Source organism: Candidatus Pantoea rara, from assembly GCF_051136265.1.
GTDB classification, from domain to species: domain Bacteria; phylum Pseudomonadota; class Gammaproteobacteria; order Enterobacterales; family Enterobacteriaceae; genus Pantoea; species Pantoea rara.
The window spans coordinates 3,637,216-3,658,397 of the sequence record NZ_CP194942.1 but is presented as its reverse complement, the minus strand read 5'-3'; the positions used below and the strand labels follow the sequence as shown (position 1 = coordinate 3,658,397).

At 56.5% G+C, this 21,182-nt stretch carries 16 protein-coding genes; 10 read left to right on the top strand and 6 right to left on the bottom strand.

Annotated elements, in window-relative coordinates:
- Positions 1-205 precede the first annotated feature (205 nt).
- Entirely contained in the window at positions 206-1,750 is a 1,545-nt protein-coding gene (locus ACR8BF_RS17285; RefSeq protein ID WP_434745329.1) for a methyl-accepting chemotaxis protein, read from the top strand.
- On the opposite strand, the gene ACR8BF_RS17280 is transcribed toward ACR8BF_RS17285, so the two are convergent.
- Complete coding sequence (locus tag ACR8BF_RS17280; protein WP_179897255.1) at positions 1,747-2,712, bottom strand: AraC family transcriptional regulator; 966 nt, start codon at positions 2,710-2,712, stop codon at positions 1,747-1,749. The genes ACR8BF_RS17285 and ACR8BF_RS17280 overlap by 4 nt on opposite strands.
- A 104-nt stretch (positions 2,713-2,816) precedes the next feature.
- Here ACR8BF_RS17280 and ACR8BF_RS17275 point away from each other — a divergent pair, with 104 nt between their 5' ends.
- The gene (locus ACR8BF_RS17275; RefSeq protein WP_434745328.1) at positions 2,817-4,004 is read left to right on the top strand and encodes an MFS transporter; all 1,188 of its coding nucleotides are present in this window, start codon (positions 2,817-2,819) and stop codon (positions 4,002-4,004) included.
- A 212-nt stretch (positions 4,005-4,216) separates the two neighbouring features.
- On the top strand, positions 4,217-4,426 hold the full coding sequence (locus tag ACR8BF_RS17270; protein WP_434149934.1) for a DUF1471 domain-containing protein: 210 nt from the start codon (positions 4,217-4,219) through the stop codon (positions 4,424-4,426).
- A gap of 153 nt (positions 4,427-4,579) precedes the next feature.
- Here ACR8BF_RS17270 and sbmA read toward each other — a convergent pair whose 3' ends face one another.
- Positions 4,580-5,821 (bottom strand): peptide antibiotic transporter SbmA, encoded by a 1,242-nt coding sequence (gene sbmA / locus ACR8BF_RS17265; protein ID WP_179897258.1) that lies wholly within the window; start codon positions 5,819-5,821, stop codon positions 4,580-4,582.
- A gap of 275 nt (positions 5,822-6,096) precedes the next feature.
- Here sbmA and ACR8BF_RS17260 point away from each other — a divergent pair, with 275 nt between their 5' ends.
- Genes ACR8BF_RS17260 through ACR8BF_RS17250 form a run of 3 tightly spaced genes read left to right on the top strand, consistent with a single transcriptional unit; the run spans position 6,097 to position 9,939 of the window.
- Positions 6,097-6,831, top strand: a complete 735-nt coding sequence (locus ACR8BF_RS17260) for a gluconate 2-dehydrogenase subunit 3 family protein (RefSeq protein ID WP_179897260.1) — start codon at positions 6,097-6,099, stop codon at positions 6,829-6,831.
- A gap of 2 nt (positions 6,832-6,833) precedes the next feature.
- Positions 6,834-8,618: a GMC family oxidoreductase gene (locus tag ACR8BF_RS17255; RefSeq protein ID WP_136198245.1), complete on the top strand. Its 1,785-nt coding sequence runs from the start codon at positions 6,834-6,836 to the stop codon at positions 8,616-8,618.
- Positions 8,619-8,628: 10 nt separating this feature from the next.
- Positions 8,629-9,939: a cytochrome c gene (locus ACR8BF_RS17250; protein WP_314984908.1), complete on the top strand. Its 1,311-nt coding sequence runs from the start codon at positions 8,629-8,631 to the stop codon at positions 9,937-9,939.
- A gap of 48 nt (positions 9,940-9,987) precedes the next feature.
- On the opposite strand, the gene ACR8BF_RS17245 is transcribed toward ACR8BF_RS17250, so the two are convergent.
- The gene (locus ACR8BF_RS17245) at positions 9,988-11,397 is read right to left on the bottom strand and encodes an MFS transporter (protein WP_313697798.1); all 1,410 of its coding nucleotides are present in this window, start codon (positions 11,395-11,397) and stop codon (positions 9,988-9,990) included.
- Positions 11,398-12,089: 692 nt separating this feature from the next.
- Between ACR8BF_RS17245 and ACR8BF_RS17240 the strand changes: the two genes are divergently transcribed.
- Entirely contained in the window at positions 12,090-14,348 is a 2,259-nt protein-coding gene (locus tag ACR8BF_RS17240) for a M23 family peptidase (RefSeq protein WP_434745327.1), read from the top strand.
- Positions 14,345-15,013, top strand: a complete 669-nt coding sequence (locus tag ACR8BF_RS17235; RefSeq protein ID WP_314984906.1) for a hypothetical protein — start codon at positions 14,345-14,347, stop codon at positions 15,011-15,013. Before ACR8BF_RS17240 ends, ACR8BF_RS17235 begins: the two co-directional genes overlap by 4 nt.
- A 175-nt stretch (positions 15,014-15,188) precedes the next feature.
- Here ACR8BF_RS17235 and abgT read toward each other — a convergent pair whose 3' ends face one another.
- The 3 genes from abgT to ACR8BF_RS17220 form a co-directional block, all read right to left on the bottom strand.
- The gene (abgT, locus tag ACR8BF_RS17230) at positions 15,189-16,706 is read right to left on the bottom strand and encodes a p-aminobenzoyl-glutamate transporter (protein ID WP_434745326.1); all 1,518 of its coding nucleotides are present in this window, start codon (positions 16,704-16,706) and stop codon (positions 15,189-15,191) included.
- 162 nt (positions 16,707-16,868) lie between these two features.
- Positions 16,869-18,311 carry a M20 family metallopeptidase gene (locus tag ACR8BF_RS17225; RefSeq protein ID WP_434745325.1) on the bottom strand — a complete coding sequence of 481 codons (1,443 nt, stop codon included), beginning with the start codon at positions 18,309-18,311 and terminating at the stop codon, positions 16,869-16,871.
- Complete coding sequence (locus tag ACR8BF_RS17220) at positions 18,308-19,621, bottom strand: amidohydrolase (protein WP_179897272.1); 1,314 nt, start codon at positions 19,619-19,621, stop codon at positions 18,308-18,310. Before ACR8BF_RS17220 ends, ACR8BF_RS17225 begins: the two co-directional genes overlap by 4 nt.
- A gap of 114 nt (positions 19,622-19,735) precedes the next feature.
- Here ACR8BF_RS17220 and ACR8BF_RS17215 point away from each other — a divergent pair, with 114 nt between their 5' ends.
- Together ACR8BF_RS17215 and yjdN are read left to right on the top strand one after the other, a co-directional pair.
- Positions 19,736-20,632 (top strand): LysR family transcriptional regulator, encoded by an 897-nt coding sequence (locus ACR8BF_RS17215; RefSeq protein ID WP_434745324.1) that lies wholly within the window; start codon positions 19,736-19,738, stop codon positions 20,630-20,632.
- A 73-nt stretch (positions 20,633-20,705) separates the two neighbouring features.
- Positions 20,706-21,143 carry a VOC family metalloprotein YjdN gene (yjdN, locus tag ACR8BF_RS17210; RefSeq protein ID WP_179897275.1) on the top strand — a complete coding sequence of 146 codons (438 nt, stop codon included), beginning with the start codon at positions 20,706-20,708 and terminating at the stop codon, positions 21,141-21,143.
- The last annotated feature ends 39 nt before the right edge of the window (positions 21,144-21,182 follow it).

Below are 21,182 nucleotides of genomic sequence, written 5' to 3'. Positions count from 1 at the left end.
CGGCTAACAGATGAATAATCAGCCAAAAATGTGAAAGCCGCTACAAAGCGGCTTTTTTATTGCCATTAATTTAACTTAATCGCTAAAGAGTGGGCTGAAGCATGCCGAATATATAAAAAAAGGTAATCGTTATCTCTCAGCCCACCGTTTTCACGCTGCCACTCAGACTGCCGCGTGCTGGACGTCGGTTCTTCAAGGACTTTTGATGCGTAACAACCAGCCAGTCTCTCAGCGCGAATATCTGTTCGACGATCATGCGACACTGATGTCGACCACCGATCTCAACAGCCACATCACCTATGCCAATGATGCGTTTATCGAAGCGAGCGGATTCACCGCCGATGAGATCAACGGCCAGCCGCATAACATGGTGCGTCACCCCGATATGCCGTCAGAAGCGTTTGCCGATATGTGGGCGACGCTGAAACAGGGTGAACCCTGGACCGCACTGGTCAAGAACCGCCGTAAAAATGGCGATCATTACTGGGTACGGGCGAACGCCATTCCGGTGGTGCGCGACGGTAAAGTGCAGGGTTACATGTCGGTGCGCACTAAACCCACGGCAGAAGAAGTGCGTCAGACCGAAGCGCTCTATCAGGATTTTCGTGAAGGCCGTGCCAGAGGGCGACGTTTTCACAAGGGCCTGCTGTTGCGCAGTGGCTGGCGTCGCCCCGCCTCAATCCTGAAGACGCTGCCCCTGCGCTGGCGGATTCGCAGCACGCTGATGGCGTTACTGCCCCTCTCGGTGGCGGGCGTCTGGGCACTGGGCATGACACACGCTGCCCTGGCAGGTTTTACCGCAGGCATGGCCGGACTGCTTCTGATGTGCAGTTTGTGGCTGGAGCAGCAGATTTCACGTCCTATCGAGCGGATGTGCAAACAGGCGCTGAGTGTGGCAACCGGTGCGAGTCACAAGGTCGAGCAGATGGACCGCGTTGATGAGGTCGGCATCACGCTGCGCGCTATCGGTCAGCTCGGATTGATGTTCCGCTGGCTGGTGGATGATGTCAGCGGTCAGGCGATCAATGTGTTAAGTGCCAGCGACGCCATCGCACGCAGTAATAACGAACTCAGCCGCCGTACCGAGCAGGCGGCTGCCAACGTGCAGCAGACTGCGGCCACCATGAACGAAATGACCGCCACGGTGAAGAGCAACACTGAAACTGCACATGAGGCGAATACCCTTTCAGCTGGCACCAGCCACGCGGCCAGCAAAGGCGGCGAAGTGATGACCGAAATGATGGGCATGATGGGCGAAATTGCCGACAGTTCAAAGCGGATTGCCAATATTACCAGCGTCATTGACGGGATAGCCTTCCAGACCAATATCCTGGCACTGAACGCCGCTGTGGAAGCAGCGCGGGCCGGTGAGCAGGGCAAGGGCTTTGCCGTGGTGGCGGGCGAAGTGCGCAGCCTGGCGCAGCGTAGCGCCAAAGCCGCGAGCGAAATCAAAATGCTGGTTGAAACCAGCGCCAGCCGGGTTAACTCGGGCAATGAGCACGCCAGCGCGGCAGGGCGCACGATGCAGGATATCGTATCGCAGGTGCAGAATGTCACCGCACTGATTGCCCAGATCAGCGCCGCCACGGCGGAACAGGCGACCGCGCTCAGCGAAGTCAGTTCAGCAGTGGAAGATCTGGATGACATCACCCATCAGAATGCCGCCCGCGTGACAGAAAGCGCCGAGGCTTCTGGTCGCATGACCCATCAGGCTAACCGTCTGGTGGAAGCGATCAGCGTCTTTCGCTAAGAGGCCAGCGCCTGCGTGCCGTCGCGTCCGGCACGCAGCGCCCCTGGTGACTGCCCGACAATCCGTTTAAAGGCGCGACTGAATGCCGCAATCGAGCCGTAGCCAAGGTGATAAGCGACGGCTTCCACCGCTTCACCGTTGTTCACAATCCGCTGCACTGCCAGCCGCATCCGCAACTCCGTGAGATAACGCAGCGGCGTCATGCCCGTGGCAGTGAGAAAACGTCCGGCAAATACTGAGCGCGAACAGCCTGCCACGCTGGCCAGTCGCGCTACCGTCCAGTTTTCGCCCGGCTCGCGATGCATTGCGGCAATCGCCTGGCTCAGGCGGGGATCGCGCATTGCCTGCACCAGCCCACTACTCTGGCCGCAACCGTTCTCTACCCAGCCGCGTACTATCAACGCAGCAACCACATCTGCCAGACGTGACAGAATCCCGGCGAATCCCGCCTGGCGGGTCCGTGACTCCCGCTCCATCGCCGCCAGAATCGGCTGGATTTCCGGATATTGTGACAGCAGGGTACTCACCAGCATCACATCCGGCATGGTGTTGATCAGTGGCTGCATACCGCCAAGCTCAAACGCCATGCAGGCGCTGAACAGCAGCACGCTGTGCTCGTCTTCACAGGCATCTTCCGGGGCGGCGATGGCGCAGACGCTGTCGCAGAGCGGTTTGCTCGCCATGTTTTTAATGCACTGGCAGTCCGCCTCCTCACTGGAGATCAGGCTGTGCGGTTTACCGTGCGGCACCAGCAGCGCATCGCCGCTGTTGAGCTGAAACACCTCGCCGGAGGCGCTGCGCACCAGCAGTGCGCCACGCCCGACAAAGTGGAACTGTGCCCGACCCGGTGCGTGTTCATAATGCAGCCCGAACGGCGCGCTTACCGCGATGCGCTGATAGTTCACGCCATACAGGCGCATCCCCATCAGCAGTTCACTGGTCAGATCTCCATAGTGACTCATGTGATTCCAGACGAATTATCAAGAATGAAGGTGTAAGCATCATAGATCGTCCTGACGCGGCGCTCTATGCTCACACTCACTTTTTTATCTTCCGGAGAAGCAGCATGAGTCTGACAACCGAAGTGGCTGATGAGGTTTCCTCGCCGACCCGCCCCGCCTGGGGCGCGGTATTTGCAATGGCGTTTGGGGTATTCAGCCTCATCACCGCCGAATTTTTACCCGTGAGTCTGCTGACGCCGATGGCCCACAGCCTTGGTGTGTCTGAAGGGCAGGCGGGACAGACCGTCACTATCACCGCACTGGTGGCGCTGTTTACCAGTCTGGTCACCGGTAGCGTCACGCGGCGCATCGATCGCCGCATTGTGATGCTGGTGTTTTCGCTGCTGCTGATCGCCTCGGCGCTGATGGTGGCCTTTGCGGCTGACCTGACGGTGATTCTGCTGGCGCGGGTGCTGCTGGGCATGGCCATTGGCGGCTTCTGGACGCTCTCTACCGCCATCACCATGCGTCTGGTGCCCAGCGATCAGGTGCCGCGCGCGCTCTCTATTGTCTTCAGCGGTATCTCGCTGGCGACGATTATCGCTACCCCACTCGGCAGCTATCTCGGCGGACTGATAGGCTGGCGTAACATCTTTATGCTGACCGCCGGACTGGGGGCGGTGGCGCTGCTGTGGCAGTTCTTTACGCTGCCCGCGATGCCAGCAGAGAACAAAGCCCGCAACGGCGGGGTGCTGGCACTGCTGCGCATCGGTGTGATGCGCTGGGGAATGCTGGCCGTGATCATGATGTTCACTGGCCACTTCGCCTTCTTTACCTATCTGCGTCCGTATCTGGAAGGTGTCGCGCAGCTCAATCTTAATCAACTGTCGCTGGTGTTACTGGCGTTTGGCGTAGCGAATTTCTTTGGCACCTCGCTGGCCGGTTTTCTGGTCACCCGCAGTGTGTCACTGACGCTGAGTGGTATGGCGCTATTAATGAGTGTCACTGCGCTGATGCTGGTGAGTTTTGGTGATGTCAGCTGGCTGGTCGGCGCGGGCGTGGCAATCTGGGGAATGGCATTTGGTTCGATGCCAACCGGCTGGTCTACGTGGATTTCACGCGCGGTGCCGGATGATGCGGAATCGGGCGGTGGTCTGCTGGTGGCCACTATCCAGCTGGCGATTACTGTTGGTGCGGCGGCAGGTGGCTGGATGTTTGATCTGCGCGGGGCTGGTGGGGTGTTCGTTGCCAGCGGCGTGCTGATGCTGCTGGCTGCGCTGACTATCTTCAGCCGGGTAAGGCATCACGGATAATTTCATGGAGGTAGCGGGTTATGCTGCCTTTTTTCAATAGAGTGGATTATTAACCTTTTGAGCAATAACTGTGCGAAATGTGCTTTTAATCATCAGTTTTTCTGAATGAGTTAAGCAAAACTCTCCGCTTTTTACTGATCAACTTCCGGACTAATATATCTATCAACAAGGCAGCACGCCTTACCTGATAAAAATTAACCGAGGAATTGACCATGAAATCTATCAAAAATTTTGCAGCTGTTATCGCGCTTTCCGTTCTGCCATTCGCCAGCTTCGCCCAATCTGTGACCGCTGTCGACTCTACACTGGATGGTGCTGAAGCGAAAATCGCTGCGCAGGCTCAGGATGCTGGTGCTTCATATAAAATCACTGAAGCTTACACCAACAACGGCGTTCACATGACCGCTGAGCTGCTGAAATAAGCTGAGTTTTACCCCTCTTGTGCTGACAGGACGCCTCCGGGCGTCCTGGCGGCGTTTCTGATGAGGTGAACGAGGTTACGTCCAGATTTTGTAAACGAAAAAGCCACTCTGACGAGTGGCTTTTTTATGTCAAAAAACGGTCATCCTTACCCGTTACACCTCTTCCGATGCCTCGCGCATCATCTCATCATGCGGCACATCATCCAGAATCTGCTCAAAGCTGCGCAGACGCTTATAGATCGACATCAGTTCGATCAGCGTTGACCAGGAGGCGATCAGATACTGGAACGAGCCGCGGACCTGATCAAACACGTTGGTGATCTGGTTGAGTAAGCCCAGCGTAATGGTGCCCGCGACAATTGACGGGAACAGCAGGAACAGACCAAACACGTTATCGACCTGCAGATAGAGAATGCGGGTGATGTTGAAGTAGAGATAGTGAAAGTAGAGACGGAAATAGTTAACCCGTACCCGACTGAACAGCTCCTGCACCGTCTGTGGCCCGGCGCGATCGGCATTGTCTTCGCCGTAGACCAGTTCTTTACGGTAGGCGGCTTCAACCCGCTGATTGCGGAACTCCAGCCCCGGAAGCTTAATCCCGACCAGCGCCAGCAACCCGGTGCCAAACACCGACCAGAGCACAGCGGCAATCACCAGCGCATAAGGAATATTGCCAAGGATTGGAATATCTTTCACGTGATGGGAGAGTGCGACCAGCACCGGCAAAAATGCCACAAGCGTCATAATCGCCTGAATAAAACTCACCCCCCAGTTTTCCAGCGTCGTCGCAAACCGCATGGTGTCTTCCTGCACACGCTGTGCGGCACCTTCAACATGACGCAGACGCTGCCAGTTATGCATGTAGTAGTTATTCATGGCAGTACGCCAGCGGAAAACCCAGTGGCTGATAAAGAAGGAGTTGAGGACGCCAATCACTACTGCGATTAATGCGATACCGAGGAAGGATAAAACCTCATGGTAAAACGCCGCAATCTGCACCGATCCCGCTTTGGTCAGCGCTTTCTGAATCAGATCATAGAACGGTCCATACCAGGCATTAATCGCTACGCCGACCTGCACGCCAAACCAGGTCACAAAGATGATCAGCGCGGAGCCCCACACTGACCAGCGTCGCCATGGATGCGGATCGATAAGCCGCCAGGCTACGGCAAAAATGGCTACCATTATCCAGTAATAGAGATAGAACCAGAGCTGACTCACGGCGATAAATCGCGCTGCTGTGGTCGGCAGAGGCTGCTTCATTGCTGTTTCAAAAGTGGGCCAGATGCCGGGCAGATGCGCGGCAAAGCCGAACCAGGCAAAAATCGCTAACAAGCTCCAGACAGCCGCAGAGCTGAAAAACAGTGCTGGCCGCGGAAAAAAAGACTTAAACATAGGCACTCCGCTGTTGTGTGTTGCCTGTTATAACGTTTTTGGCAGGTCGCTGTCTGTAGTCTGTTGTTTCTGCTCATGACAGGAAGGAGATAGATGTTAATGAAATTGTGCGGTTTTGTTTCGTTGAACTAAATCTTTGTGAATGGCAGTGTTACAATATGTCGGTTGTTACCGGTAACAACCAGGCTCCACGCCTGTATCTGCTGATAAAAACCATTACAACGCAATCACCACTTTTTTCATACCGCCAGTCAGCGCGGTAATGAGGCAATGTCATGTCAGAACAAAAAAAGGGTCATTCACGCAGGGATTTTTTGCTGAAGACCATTACCCTGGCGCCTGCAATGGCGGTAGGTTCCACCGCGATGGGCGCGCTCTCCCTGCCGCTGGCCGCGCAGGCGGCTGAAACCCCGGCCGCGCCGCAGAAGGCGCGTGACTATCAGCCGAACTGGTTCACCGCCGAAGAGTTTGCCTTTATCACTGCAGCCGTAGCGCGTCTGATCCCCAGCGACGAACGCGGGCCAGGTGCGCTGGAAGCGGGTGTACCGGAGTTTATCGATCGTCAGATGAACACACCGTATGCCACGGGTTCAAACTGGTATATGCAGGGGCCGTTTAATCCCGATCTGCCAAAAGAGCTGGGCTATCAGCTGCCGCTGGTGCCTCAGCAGATCTATCGCCTTGGTCTGGCCGATGCCGACAACTACAGTAAAAAGCAGCACGGCAAGGTGTTCGCCCAGCTCAGCGGTGAGCAGCAGGATGCCTTACTGCAGGCGATGGAGAGTGGCAGCGCGGAGTTCAGCCAGTTGCCGGCAAAAGTTTTCTTTAGCTTCCTGTTGCAGAACACCCGTGAAGGCTTCTTCAGCGATCCTATCCACGGCGGGAATCAGGGCATGGTCGGCTGGAAGCTGATCAACTTCCCTGGCGCACGCGCCGACTTTATGGACTGGGTAGAGCGCGGCGAACGGTATCCGTTCCCGTCAGTGTCGATTCGCGGAGAGAGAAGCTAAGCATGGCAAACGAAATGAAAAAAGTGGATGCGGTGATTGTCGGCTTCGGCTGGGCAGGCGCGATTATGGCGAAAGAGCTGACCGAAGCAGGCCTGAACGTGCTGGCGCTGGAGCGGGGACCGCATCGTGATACCTATCCCGATGGTTCCTATCCGCAGTCCATTGATGAGCTGACCTATAACGTCCGCAAAAAGCTGTTCCAGGATCTCTCCAAAAGCACCGTGACCATTCGTCATGATGCGTCGCAGACCGCAGTGCCCTATCGTCAGCTGGCGGCATTTTTGCCCGGCACCGGCACCGGTGGCGCAGGCCTGCACTGGTCGGGCGTTCATTTCCGCGTTGACCCGGTTGAGCTGCGGATGCGCAGCCATTACGAAGAGCGCTATGGCAAGAATTTCATCCCGGAAGGCATGACGATTCAGGATTTTGGCGTCAGCTACGATGAGCTGGAGCCGTTCTTTGACAAGGCGGAAAAAGTCTTTGGCACCTCAGGCAACGCCTGGAGCATCAAGGGCAAAGTGGTCGGCAAAGATAAAGGCGGCAACCCGTTTGCGCCCGATCGCTCAGATAATTTCCCGCTGCCCGCCCAGAAGCGCACTTACTCGGCGCAGCTGTTTGCACAGGCGGCCGAGTCTGTCGGTTATCATCCCTACGATCTGCCGTCTGCCAATACCTCGGGCCCTTACACCAACACCTATGGCGCGCAGATGGGGCCGTGCAACTTCTGCGGTTACTGCAGCGGCTACGCCTGCTACATGTATTCCAAAGCCTCGCCAAACGTCAACATCCTGCCCGCGCTGCGTCAGGAGCCGAAGTTTGAGCTGCGTAACAACTCTTATGTGCTGCGGGTCAATCTCAGCGATGACAAAACGCGTGCAACCGGCGTGACCTATGTGGATGGTCAGGGTCGCGAGCAGGTTCAGCCCGCTGACCTGGTGATCCTCTCCGCCTTCCAGTTCCACAATGTGCATCTGATGCTGCTGTCGGGAATCGGCAAACCGTATAACCCGATGACCAATGAAGGCACCGTAGGCCGCAACTTTGCCTATCAGAACCTCTCCACGCTCAAGGCGCTGTTTGATAAAAATACCACCACTAATCCGTTTATCGGTGCGGGTGGCGCGGGTGTTGCGGTGGATGATTTCAACGCGGATAACTTCGATCACGGGCCGCTGGGTTTTGTCGGCGGTTCGCCATTCTGGGTTAACCAGGCGGGTACCAAACCGATTTCCGGCCTGCCGGTGCCAGCGGGTACGCCCAACTGGGGCAGCAAATGGAAAGCCGCAGTGGCGGATACCTACACTCATCACCTGTCGATGGATGCGCACGGCGCGCACCAGTCCTATCGCGCCAACTACCTTGATCTCGATCCTAACTACAAAGATGCCTATGGACAGCCGTTGCTGCGCATGACCTTTGACTGGCAGGAGAACGACATCAAAATGGCGCAGTTTATGGTCGGTAAGATGCGCAATATTGCTGAAGCGATGAATCCGAAGATGATCATTGGCGGCGCGAAAAAGCCGGGTACCCATTTTGATTCCACGGTGTATCAGACCACCCACATCAGTGGTGGGGCGATTATGGGCGACGATCCGAAAACCAGTGCGGTTAACCGTTATCTGCAAAGCTGGGACGTGCCGAATGTATTCGTACCTGGTGCGTCAGCCTTCCCGCAGGGACTGGGCTACAACCCGACCGGCATGGTGGCGGCGCTGACCTACTGGTCAGCCAAAGCGATTCGCGAACACTACCTGAAAAACCCCGGTCCACTGGTGCAGGCATAAGGAAATGGCGATGAAAAATGGCATTCTGGCTCTGATTCTTGGCTCCCTGTCGTTCGTCGCTCTGGCGGACAGCAGCCAGGACGATCTGGTTAAACGGGGAGAGTATCTGGCGCGCGCCGGTGACTGTGTGGCCTGCCACACCAGCAAAGGCGGTGCAGCGTTTGCCGGTGGTCTGCCGATGGCGACACCGATTGGCACCATCTACTCCACCAACATCACGCCTGATCGCGACACTGGCATTGGCGAATACAGCTATGACGACTTCCAGAAAGCGGTGCGTCAGGGCGTGGCGAAAAATGGCGATACGCTCTATCCGGCGATGCCCTATCCCTCTTACGCGGTGGTCAGCGATGAAGACATGAAGGCGCTTTATGCCTACTTCATGCATGGCGTTGCGCCGGTCGGGCAGCCAAACCGGGAAAGCGACATTCCCTGGCCGCTGTCGATGCGCTGGCCGCTGGCTATCTGGCGTGGGATTTTTGCGCCCGACGTGAAAGCGTTCCAGCCTGCCGCTCAGGAAGATCCGGTGCTGGCGCGGGGTCGCTATCTGGTTGAAGGACTGGGTCACTGCGGTGCCTGTCATACGCCGCGCAGCATCACGATGCAGGAGAAGGCGCTGACCAATGGTGAGGGCAGTGACTATCTCGCGGGCAGCAGCGCGCCGATTGATGGCTGGACCGCCAGCAACCTGCGTGGCGATAACCGCGATGGACTGGGTCGCTGGAGCGAAGAGGACCTGCGTCAGTTCCTGCGTTATGGCCGCAACGATCAGACCGCCGCTTTTGGTGGCATGACTGACGTGGTGGAACACAGTCTGCAGCACCTGAGCGAGTCCGATATCACCGCCATTGCGCGCTATCTGAAGTCGCTGGGCGCGAAAGATCCTCATCAGGCGGCGTTCAGCGTGGATGATGCCACCGCAAAAGCGCTGTGGCGTGGCGATGACAGCCAGGCCGGTGCTGCGACCTACGTCGACAGCTGTGCGGCGTGCCATAAAACCGATGGCAGCGGCTATAAACGCTTCTATCCGGCGCTGCGCGGCAATCCGGTGGTGCTGGCGGAGGATCCCACCTCACTGATTCATATCGTGCTGGCGGGCGGGCAGTTGCCTGGCGTGAATGGCGCGCCGTCGACCATAACCATGCCGGCATTTGGCTGGCGTCTCGACGATCAGCAGGTGGCGGACGTGGTGAACTTCGTACGCAACAGCTGGGGCAACAAGGCGTCGAAACCGGTCAGCGCGAAACAGGTCGCTGAGCTGCGTAAAGATGAGAAAGATCGGCTGGGCAGTGCGGATATCAAAGTACTGGAAGGCAAATAACCGGCAATAAAAGAGGCCGTCATCATCAGGATGACGGCCTTTTCTTTTTTAAATATTCTCCAGATCGATACCGCGCGTTTTCGGCCCGTAAATTCCCACCGACAACATCACCATCACCATGCTCAGCACGATAAAGGTAATCACACCTGGCGTGCCGGCGTACTGCAATATCACCCCGATCAGAATACTGCTGAAGACTGTAGAAAGGCGGCTGAAGGAGTAGCAGAAGCCGACCGCCCGCGCCCGGATATGGGTCGGGAAAATTTCGGTCTGATAGGCGTGGAAGCTGAAGGTCAGCCAGGCGTTGGACCAGGTGATCATGAAGCCGCAGAGAATCAGCAATACTGGCTGCGTCTGGAAGGCGAACAGCGTGCCGAATACCACCGTCATCAGCGACGACAGGACGATCTGCCACTTATTCTCCAGTCTGTCGGCGTAGCGGCTGCAAATCAGCGATCCCAGCGGATAGGCCAGTGTGATGAAGAAGGCATAAAGCAAACTGTGTGTCACCGTGGCACCGTTGCCTGACAGCAGCGCAGGCAGCCAGTTACCAAAGCCGAAAAAGCCGATCGCCTGGAAAAAATTCATCACCACCAGCATCAGGGTGCGCTTGCGGTAAGCGGGTGACCAGATTTCGCTGAAACGGCCCCTTTTGGGCAGCTGCGCCGCGGCGTCATCGGCTGAAAAAGCGGGTCCGACCGGGATGCCACAGCGTTGCTCCATCGTGGACAACACCTGATGCGCCTCCTGATGACGTCCCTGCTGCGCCAGCCAGCGTGCCGACTCCGGCAGGTTTCTGCGTACCAGCCAGATCACCAGCGAGCAGACCGCGCCTGCGATTACCACCCAGCGCCAGCCTTCGAGGCTGAGCAGCGTTTGCGGGATCAGCCACCAGGACATCAGCGCCACAGCGGGCACCGATAAAAACTGTACGAAAAAGGAGAAAGCAAAGGCGCGGCTGCGCAGAGAGGTCGGCACCCATTCCGACAGATAGGTGTCGATGGTCACCAGCTCGACGCCCAGCCCAATCCCCACCAGAAAGCGGAACAGAATAATCATCTCCGCGCTCTGCTGGAACGCCATCAGCAGCGAAAATAGCCCATACCACAGCAGCGCACACATAAAAGTCAGACGGCGACCAAACCGGTCAGCGTAGGGCGCCAGCAGGCTGGCACCGAAAAACAGACCGAGAAAAGTGGCCGAGGCGAAGGCCGCCTGATCGGAGAAGCCCAGCACGCCTGCCGCGCCGGTGTGAAATACGCCCGCCGACAGCAGGCCGGTACTGATATAGCCGGTTTCAAACAGGTCATAAAGCTCAAAAAAACCGCCCAGCGCCAGCAGCGTAATAAAGCGCCATAATCCTGCGGAGGAGGGCAGTGCATCAACCCGGGCAGCTAAGCTGTTGCGGGCCGCCGATGAAGCATGCATCGGCGGCAGGCTGGTGGAGGTGGTGTTCATATCAGCGTGAACCTCAGGCAGTGTGGAGACGACTCGCAGCCGGTCAGAGGCTTATTAAAATAGTTAACCGTTAGCAAGCGAAGAAATAGCAGAATAGTCAATTCATCCGCCGTTGCCGAGAGGGACGTTGCTGACGATTTAGCAATATACGTTGCAGGTTTTGCCATCCGTGGCAGGCGTTCTCCGGCAGCGGCGACCAGGGCAGGTCTGCATGAATGCAAATGGCATCCTTGCGCCAGCATAGTCCCGCTTTGTGACAACTTATCACGGACGCGTAAAAGCGGAGCTGAAGAAGCTGTTGAGATCAAAAGTGGCGTCATGGAGCCTGGCCGTGTTACCCACTACGCGGTAGCCGATGTGAAGGCTATCCGGGCACTGAAGCCATATCCTCGGCAGAAAAAGAGATAAAGCGCGACCGATAATGGCCGCATCGGTGGCTCTAAGGCTTACGCCAGTTTTGGCCAGACGCCCTGCCAATTGGCAGACCCGGCAGATACCACACCATCAGCAGTGCTATCCAGCTGATAAAGAACACTAGTGGATAGGGAAGATCGCCCACAGCCTGTTGCACGGCTTAAAAATTTTAAGTCAACATAATGACTTCGCTCTTTTCCTGTTCGAAATCAACGTTTTTGTAAAAAAGGGTACGTTACCCTGCAGCTCTCAGAATTCAGACACGACAGGAAGTCGGCATGATAATAAGCCCGCCGTTTGTCCGCCCCCGGAACACCGGAGAAAATGACCCGTCATGGGTCAGCAGAATGATGCCTGTGGATATAAACCGGGATTTCCCGCTCAACCGGCACACGTCATGGCATGGGGGCGTGCACGTTCTCCATACTGACCGCCATGGTGAGGAAGGCTACGATCGCATTGAGTTTGTCCGCGCCATTGCGGACGGAGTGGTGGTCTCTTGTCGCGCACCGTCCTCCACTGACCGCCGCGATGCCTTTCCGCTGAATTACAATGGCAGAACGGATGACGGGTATATCCTGCTAAAGCATGAAACCGATATTGGAGAGAACTGCAGCGTCGTGTACTACTCCCTGTACATGCATCTCCGGGAGCGGCTGGCGCCCGCCGTCAGGGACGGCGCCAGAGTCTGGCGCAAGGACCGCATCGGGCAGAGCGGTACGGTGGATAACGTGAACGCCTTTCACTTTGCGGTGTTCTGTGACAACGAAAACATGCTGAAACTGACCGGACGCACCACGACTGAACTCGATATCACCCGTGACGGCAGAACGGACACGGTTTACGGCGATATCCATTTTTATCTGCCGCCCGGTACACACTTTTATGAATCGGTGTCTGACGCTGCCTCACCGGACACTGACCGCCTGAATACCGTTCATACCTCCACGGAACCACTCTTCGTCAGCATGACGTTTGAAAAAGGCGACTGCACGATGCTCACGCGCAGGCAGAACGCCATCACGCCGGCATGTTTCGACCCCGTAGGGGAGCCGCTGGTGAATACTGATGCCAGCCAGACTGACGACATAAGAAGGTTGGGTCTGAGGTATGAATACAATCTGTACCGGACAGCCTGCCGTCTGTACCCGCAGAATCCCTGTGCCGGGTTCGAGCTGCTCCGTTTCGGGCGGGTCATCAGCACTGAACATGAAACCCTGACGCCTGCTGATGCCCCGTTGTGGCGTACAGTCAGCTTCCCCGGCGGAACGGGCATGGTCAATCTGGCTTCCCCTGACATCAAAAAATTCAGCGATGCCGACTTTCCGCACTGGACGGGGTGGCGGATGGTGGACGATGACACGGACAATAACAGTCAGTGTAATTCCCCCCTTATCGCCGGATTGCAGGACGGTGGGCATTTCAGCGACCTGAGCAGCCGTCTGGTCTGCCATTTTCCGCTGGAGTGGAATGCTGCCACCTTTGACCAGCGTTATGCCTGGCTTAAAGCAGGCTCTGACGATGTTCCTGCCATGTCAGAAGAAGGCTATAGCCGGCTGAAAAGTCATGCCTCAGCACTGTGCTTTGACACGGGCGAACTCGGTACAGGCAGGCTGTGGCATTTTCACCCGGTGGCCTTCATCACGCATTTTCGCAAGTGCTGCTGGCTGAGCAAATCTGAACTGAAGCAGCTTGTTCCCCGGCACGCGTTAAGAACGGCCGGGCGGAACGATTATCGCTGGGAAGTCATCACCTACCGGGATGACACCGGCAGCGTCGCGGACACTATCCGCACGCATATGAACAGGGCAATGCAGAAATACCTGATTACCACCCCGCTGCGCATCGCCTGCTTCCTGGGGAACGGCATTCAGGAAACGGGCTGGCTGGGGTCGATGGAGGAAGGGTACCGCTACACGGAAACAGACCCACGCACGCGTCAGGTCATCCGGCGCTACAACATCTGGTACTACCCGTGGTACGGTCGCGGCCTGTTACAGCTTACCAGCCCGGTGAATTACTTTGATTACTTCAGCTTCAGGGGGCGGACCTGCCCGGAAAATATCAGGAACATCCTGACAAATGAATATAACCGCCTGTATGCACACCGGCCCCTTCGCTACACCGACAATCACCTGTCTGATACCGAAAACCATGTCCCGGAGAACATTATCCGGTGGAGGAATAACGTCAGCAGCGACCTGTATGAAGCAGCCAGCAGCGCAGGGTTTTATTGGGTGGCAAGGGGAGTGGCGCCTTACGCGGATAAGGAACATGTACTTGAGCGGTGCAGCGTTACCCCCCGGAGGTGCGGGATAAAAATTTACTATCGGAGCCTGGCATTCTGGCAGGCCAGCGCAGCCGTTAATCTGCCGAACCAGGTCAATAACGAACACTATCAGGGACTGAATGGTTTTGATACCCGCTGCTGTGTCTACGGCAGCGCGATAGCCGTCCTCACCGAGCAGAAATTCCCGGATGGTCATAACAGCCCGGTCAACGAAAAACCCGAATCAGACCAGCTAAGGAGAGGATGATGAGGAAAATTTTAATTTTATTAACTTTGGCATTATTATCACAAAAAGCCGTAAGTTCCATTACCCCTGAAATACAGATGCCATCTTATTTCAATAAAGACAGGTTTGTTAATTATTACGACGCAATATCCAGTAATAGCGGAAATAATTCATGCGATAACATTTTATTTAAAAACTTTTACCCGCCTGAATACATATCATCAAAAATAAAATACCCTCCGTTTGACACTTGGTTTTGCTGGTTTTCTGTCGATGTAATACATGACGGATATGGCCCAAACAGATCGCTTGCTGAAAATGTCTATTTTGATAAAAAAACGGAACAGTGGAAAAAGAAAAAATATAACCGAAACAGAGAAGAAATCCGGCGTTCTCTGGACGTTTATGGCATAAAAAGCCTGAGCGAGCTGCAGCCTCTGGATCTTTATAATATCCGGTCCGTCAATGCCCGTGGCTATGCGGTAATAGACCGTAACATTCCCCTGCAGGAAAAAAAGAAAGGGCTGAAGAAAAGTCTGTCATTCTGCCTGATACGTGACGAAGCTGCATTTTGTGGTTCAGGCTCAATGATCAACCTCGTCAACGGTAAGGAAGTCGATTTCACCCCCTATATGCTCAAATCTCTTGAGACCGTCGAAATGGGTTTGCCTGAAAAGCAGAGGTGATGACATTTTGTCTAAAACACCAGTAAGCTACTGGCGGTTTTACTGCTCGGCTGTTTCTGAAACTAAAAATTCAAATGTGAATTAACCAGGTTATTAGCTTGTTAGCGCACTTTTTTAATTTATAGCAATTTGAATCTAACATGCTCTGTAGATGTACCATCCCTGGCCCTCTACTTTACGCCAGTTTCGGCCAGACACCCGGCCCAATCGGCAGACCCAGCAGATACCACACCATCAGCAGCGCTATCCAGCTGATAAAGAACACCAGCGGATAGGGGAAGATCAGCACGTAATAGGTGCCGAGCTGCGCATCCTTCTGGTAACGCTGTAAAAAGGCCAGGAACAGTGGCAGAAAGGGCGACATCGGTGCCAGCGGCAGTACGGCGGAGTCAGCGATGCGAAAAATCATCTGGGCGAAGGCGGGATGGAAGCCGAGCAGCATAAACATCGGCACAAAGACTGGCGCCAGAATCGACCAGATCGCCGAGCCGCTGGCGATAAACATACAGAGAAATGCCGACAGGAACATCAGGCCAAGAAACGCGGGCGCGCCACTGACGCCTGCGCTCTCCAGCACGTCGGTCAGCCCGATCGCCATGAATTTGCCCATGTTGCTCCAGTTAAAGAACGCCACAAACTGCGACAACGGAAACACCATCACAATAAAGCCCGCCATCCCCTTCATCGGATCGACCAGCAGCTGCGGGATATCGTCCGGACGGCGGATCTGCCGGGTCACCACGCCGTAAGCAATCGCCACCACAAAGAAGAACAGAATGATGATCGGCACAATGCCCTGAATAAAAGGCGAGGGGATAATGGCGCCGGTGGTGGGATTGCGCAGCGGTGCATGTTCCGGCACAACCAGCAGCGCCATCAGAGCGATAAACAGCAGCGCGGCAATCCCGGCAGCCCGCAGACCCCGGTTCTCCAGTGGCGTCAGTGCCGCCAGCTTCTCACCATTGCCCTGCCACTGCGGCAGGCGCGGCTCGACGAATTTATCAGTCAGCAGCGCGCCCACTATCGTCAGCACAATCACCGAGGTGGCCATAAAGAACCAGTTATCAATGACGCTGACATGCACTGTGTCGCTGACCGCTTTTGCTGCTTCGGTGCTGATACCCGAGAGCAGCACATCCGTGGTGACAATCAGCAGGTTGGCGGTAAAGCCAGAGGCCACACCGGCAATCGCGGCCAGCAAACCCGCTACCGGATGGCGACCTACTGCCAGGAAGATCAATGCGCCCAGCGGCGGCATCACCACCAGCGCAGCATCCGACGAGATATGGCTGAAGAAGGCGATAAACAGCACCATATAGCTGGCGTAACGACGGCTGACGCGTGACGCCATCTTCACCATCAGCGATTGCAGCAGACCGACCTTTTCTGCCAGCCCGGCACCAATCACCAGTGCCAGAATCGATCCCAGCGGGGTAAAGCTGCTGAAATTTTTGATGATATTGGGCAGGATCCACTGAATGCCAGCGACGCTCAGCAGGTTGTTCACCCGCACGATTTCACCGTTACCGGGATTCTTTACCGCCAGGTCCAGCGCGCTGATAATGGCCGTCGCCACCATCAGCACCACGATCAAATAGACAAAAAGTAAAAACGGGTTAGGCACTTTATTGCCTACGCGCTCAATCCAGCTGAAGAGCCGGCCAGGGCTACGGTTCTCGGATGTTGCTTCCATGGTATTGATTCTCGTCTTGTGTTCCCTTAATCGGCGAAGCTTCGATCTGACGCCGGTCGTGGTATGCGACAGGCGGTGAGTTCAGCATCGGTTCCGCTGAGTCAGGGAAGTGTGTTTGCAATATTTTTTATAGTGGTCCGCATCAGAAACACGGCCATTGGCTCATCCGGCCAGTTTTGTGGGTGTGATCCCCGCCGGGATCGGGCAGATATAAGGCTGCGTCGCGCGTACCCGTTCAAACTCAGCCCGGCAGCCAGCCAGCGCCTGCGGATCCGTTAACAGTGTTAACACCGTGGCCGCCATCACTTTGCCCGCCAGAAACATCCCTTTATGCCCGATAGTGGTGCGGCCCTGCGCCACCAGTTGCCAGGTGTGCAGCGGCGTACCGAAGGTAAAGCAGGGCGCAAAGCACTGTGCCGTCGGCGTCACCCAGCTGACATCGCCGACATCGGTGGAGCCATAAAGCAGCTCACGCGTGACCGCATAGGGCGCGACCTCATCCATAAAGAGCTTATCGCCCAGTTGCTCAGCCCAGGCGTGACCGGCTTCGCCACCCGTACGGGCGGCATTGAGCCGGGCGTTGCGCAGATCGTCATCGGTCAGGGTGGCACGCAGTTCAGCCGCAAACGCGCGCTCTTCGTCGCTGTAGTCGGGCAAACCAAACTGATGCAAATAGCGCTCCATGACCGCTTCAAGTGCGCGATTAGGCACGTAGTCTGAACAGGCTTTGTCAAAACGCACGGTCAGCGTGGTGTCGGTCATCAGTGCAGCGCCTCTGGCAATATTGATCACCCGTTCGTAGATCGCCTGCGCCTGGGGCAGTTCCGGTGCGCGGATCAGGTAGAGCACTTCCGCATCGGCCTGCACCACATTGGGTGATACGCCGCCGCTGTTGGTGATGGCGTAGTGCAGACGCGCTTCCTGCACGATATGCTCGCGTAGAAAATTAGCCCCTGTATTCATCAGTGTGACGGCATCCAGCGCGCTGCGGCCCAGATGGGGTGAGTTGGCGGCATGAGCGGCGACGCCTTTAAAGCTGAAGGCTGCCTGAATATTGGCAAGCGTGCGCAGGTTAAACATGCCGCTGAAACCTTCCGGATGCCAGGTCACGGCGGCATCGACGTCGTCAAACAGCCCTTCGCGCACCATAAAGGTTTTGCCCGAGCCGCCTTCTTCACCGGGGCAGCCGTAAAAGCGAACCGTGCCGCCCGTGTGATGCTGTTCCATCCAGGCTTTCACGGCGCAGGCCGCGGCAACACCTGCTGTCCCGAGCAGGTTGTGGCCGCAGCCATGTCCGTTGCCGTTAGCCTCCAGCGGCTGAGGCCGGGCGCAACCCGGCTGCTGGCTCAGACCGGCCAGCGCATCGAACTCGCCAAGGAGGGCAATGACGGGTTTGCCGCTGCCCGCGCTGGCGATAAAGGCGGTGTCGATGCCACCCACACCACGTTCCACTGTGAATCCGTCTCTTTCCAGCGCATCGGCCAGCAGAGCAGAGGAACGGATCTCGGCGAAGCGGGTTTCAGGCGTGTCCCAGATGGCGTCGCTGAGCGTGCTGAAGCGGAGCTGATGGCGATCAATATAATCGGCAATAAACGCTTCCATCATCGTGATCCCCCGAACTGCGCCTGATTCAGCGCCAGCGTTGCCAGCAGCGTGATGGCGTCCGGCATGACCCGCTCATCAAAGTCGAATTTCGCATTGTGGTGACCCGCTGCCAGTTCACAGCCAAAAATGACATAAGATGCCTGACCGCCGCGCTGCTTTACCCGCTCCATCATGTAGGTCGCATCTTCCGAACCTGCCGCCTGCGTTTTTCGGTCGACTACAGAATCGAAAATGCCCAGTGCGTCCGCCTGCTGGTGGATGAAGTCGACCCACGGCTGCGTCGGCGTACAGCTGCGTGCAGCCCCCATCAGTGAAACCTGCTGCTCAACGCCATACATCGCGGCTGCACCGGCAATGACCCGCAGCGCCTGCTGATAAATATCGTCGTTAACCTGATTGGTCACGCCCCGGGTTTCGACTTTCAGCAGGGCGCAGTCAGCCACCACGTTGCGGCCGGTTCCCGCCTGCAGCACGCCCACGTTGACCCGCGCTACGCCGCCGCTGTGCTGGGTTAAACCATGCAGCGCCAGTGTCGCCTGCGCGGCGGCCAGCAGGGCGTTGCGGCCCTCTTCAGGGCGCCCGCCCGCATGGGCACCGACGCCGGTGAAGTGGACATCCAGCTTGGTGGTCGCGAGGAAGCTGTCGCTGCCGCATACCACTTCGCCGGCGGGCACGCCGGTGCCGATGTGAATCGCGGTGAAACGCTCAACGTCATCGACCACGCCCGCTGCGACCATCGCTTTTGCGCCGCGCACCCCTTCTTCGGCAGGCTGGAAGATCAGTTTAATTGTGCCGCTGAGCTGATCCTGCATCGCCATCAGCACCGTGGCGAGGCCCAGCCCGATGGTGGTGTGACCATCATGTCCGCAGGCGTGCATCATGCCGGCGTTGCAGGAGGTGAACCCTTCACGCTGCGGCAGGTGATCGTCGGCCTGGCTTTCATTGAGATCCAGTGCATCCATATCGACGCGGAAGCCCATCACGGGACCCGGACGGCCGGTCTCAAGCGTTGCCACGATGCCGCAGAATCCGCCGGAGAAGTGGCTGATCCACTGCGGTAGTGCGCCCTGTTGCAATGCGCGCGCCTCCTGCTGCTTCAGTACGGCTTCGTCGGGTAAGCCCATCCGCGCGTCGGCATCGATCACCTCACGGCCCAGTTTCAGTTGATAACCGAGCTTATTCAGTTCTTCAGCAACTAATGTTGCGGTGCGGAACTCCAGCCAGCCCGATTCGGCGTAGTGATGGAAGTCACGACGCCACTGTTGCAGCTGTGGCAGCAGGGCGCTGACGTGGTCTGAAAGGGGTTTCATCGGCTTTCTCCTCGTTGTTGATTTTTTATGCACTGCGTCGAATCTACACAATGGTGTTGGGCGGCATAAGATGCGAATATCTTGTGACTGATAAACAACGGTTATCGCAAAATTATGTCTGCCAATTTCAAACTTCATCAGCTGCGCGCCTTCGTTGACGTGGCACGGCAAGGCAGTATCCGGGCGGCAAGCCGTCTTTCCGGGCTGTCGCAACCGGCGTTAACCAAAGCGATACAGGAACTGGAGCGCGAGCTGGGGGCAAAGCTGTTTATCCGCCGTCAGCAGGGCGTAGTACTGACTGATATCGGTGATAACTTTTTTCGTCATGCCAGTCTGGTGCTGGCGGAGCTGCGGGTCGCAGAGGAGGATATCCAGCAGCGGCTGGGGCTGGGTGGCGGTCAGGTGAACATCGGAGTGGGGGGCAGCGTGGCGCGCACTATCATGCCTCAGGTGATAAACCAGTTTCATCGGGAATACCCGCTGGTGAAGGTGCGTATCGTTGAAGGCCAGCTGGTGTCAATGGTGCATGAACTGCGTCAGGGGGCGCTCGATTTCACCATCAATACCTACGATCAGAGCCATCTCGATCAGGAGCTGATGTATGAGCGGATGATGGAGCGCGAGTACAAAGTAGTGGTGCGCAAAGGCCATCCGCTGGAAAAGGCCCGTACTCTGGCAGCCTTACAGCAGGCGGACTGGACAATGCCAACCCCGAAAGGCAGTTATTACCGTTTGCTGCATGATCTGTTTGGCGAGCGTGGCATGGCACCCAAAATCGTGGTGACCTGTGAAACCTTTATGGCCTGCACCAGCCTGGTGGCGCAAAGCGATTTCATCAGCATTCTGTCGGTTGACGTGATTGACGATCCGATTCTGGGCCGATCGCTGGTGGCGCTGGCACTCGACGACCCCTTGCCGAAAGCAATCTTCTATCTGATTCAGCGCAAAGACACGACGCTGACCCCAATGAGCAGTTATATGGCACAACTTTTTCGGCGTTATTGCCAGTAAAATCAGTGAGTAAAGTCGATCGTCTACACTCTTAAGGTGCTGTAATAAATCCACCCGACAAATAGAGGTTACGATGCAAGTCAGTCCTTATCTGTTTCTCTATGGCCGTTGCGAAGAGGCTATCGACTTTTACCTGCAGGCGACTGGGGGAGAGTTGCTCTCTAAAATGAAATTCGGTGATATGCCGGATCAGGGTGAGCAGGTCGGCGATCAGTCTGCCGCGCCGCAACCACCAGAAAAGATCATGCATGCGCAACTGCGTATTGGTGACGGTGAGCTGATGCTCAGTGATGGCAATACCGAGAAGCCACCCGCGTCTGAACATGCGGGTTACGCGGTCAGCCTTTCCACCAATGATGTTGAAAAGGGTAAAGCCTGGTTTGAGAAATTGTCGGCAGGCGGCAAGGTGACAACGGAGTGGCAGGAGACGTTCTGGTCGAACGGATTCGCGATGTTCATTGATAAATTCAACATTCCATGGCGCATCAATGTAGAGAAGCCGCAGGAATAATCGGGTCAGTCGGCGTCGCACTGTGCGGCGCCATTTCAA

Excerpts from the sequence above, each read along its gene's own strand:
- ACR8BF_RS17285 (WP_434745329.1), top strand. The coding sequence starts at position 206 with ATGCGTAACAACCAGCCAGTCTCTCAGCGCGAATATCTGTTCGACGAT.
- ACR8BF_RS17280 (WP_179897255.1), bottom strand. The coding sequence starts at position 2,712 with ATGAGTCACTATGGAGATCTGACCAGTGAACTGCTGATGGGGATGCGC.
- ACR8BF_RS17275 (WP_434745328.1), top strand. The coding sequence starts at position 2,817 with ATGAGTCTGACAACCGAAGTGGCTGATGAGGTTTCCTCGCCGACCCGC.
- ACR8BF_RS17270 (WP_434149934.1), top strand. The coding sequence starts at position 4,217 with ATGAAATCTATCAAAAATTTTGCAGCTGTTATCGCGCTTTCCGTTCTG.
- sbmA (WP_179897258.1), bottom strand. The coding sequence starts at position 5,821 with ATGTTTAAGTCTTTTTTTCCGCGGCCAGCACTGTTTTTCAGCTCTGCG.
- ACR8BF_RS17260 (WP_179897260.1), top strand. The coding sequence starts at position 6,097 with ATGTCAGAACAAAAAAAGGGTCATTCACGCAGGGATTTTTTGCTGAAG.
- ACR8BF_RS17255 (WP_136198245.1), top strand. The coding sequence starts at position 6,834 with ATGGCAAACGAAATGAAAAAAGTGGATGCGGTGATTGTCGGCTTCGGC.
- ACR8BF_RS17250 (WP_314984908.1), top strand. The coding sequence starts at position 8,629 with ATGAAAAATGGCATTCTGGCTCTGATTCTTGGCTCCCTGTCGTTCGTC.
- ACR8BF_RS17245 (WP_313697798.1), bottom strand. The coding sequence starts at position 11,397 with ATGAACACCACCTCCACCAGCCTGCCGCCGATGCATGCTTCATCGGCG.
- ACR8BF_RS17240 (WP_434745327.1), top strand. The coding sequence starts at position 12,090 with ATGATAATAAGCCCGCCGTTTGTCCGCCCCCGGAACACCGGAGAAAAT.
- ACR8BF_RS17235 (WP_314984906.1), top strand. The coding sequence starts at position 14,345 with ATGATGAGGAAAATTTTAATTTTATTAACTTTGGCATTATTATCACAA.
- abgT (WP_434745326.1), bottom strand. The coding sequence starts at position 16,706 with ATGGAAGCAACATCCGAGAACCGTAGCCCTGGCCGGCTCTTCAGCTGG.
- ACR8BF_RS17225 (WP_434745325.1), bottom strand. The coding sequence starts at position 18,311 with ATGATGGAAGCGTTTATTGCCGATTATATTGATCGCCATCAGCTCCGC.
- ACR8BF_RS17220 (WP_179897272.1), bottom strand. The coding sequence starts at position 19,621 with ATGAAACCCCTTTCAGACCACGTCAGCGCCCTGCTGCCACAGCTGCAA.
- ACR8BF_RS17215 (WP_434745324.1), top strand. The coding sequence starts at position 19,736 with ATGTCTGCCAATTTCAAACTTCATCAGCTGCGCGCCTTCGTTGACGTG.
- yjdN (WP_179897275.1), top strand. The coding sequence starts at position 20,706 with ATGCAAGTCAGTCCTTATCTGTTTCTCTATGGCCGTTGCGAAGAGGCT.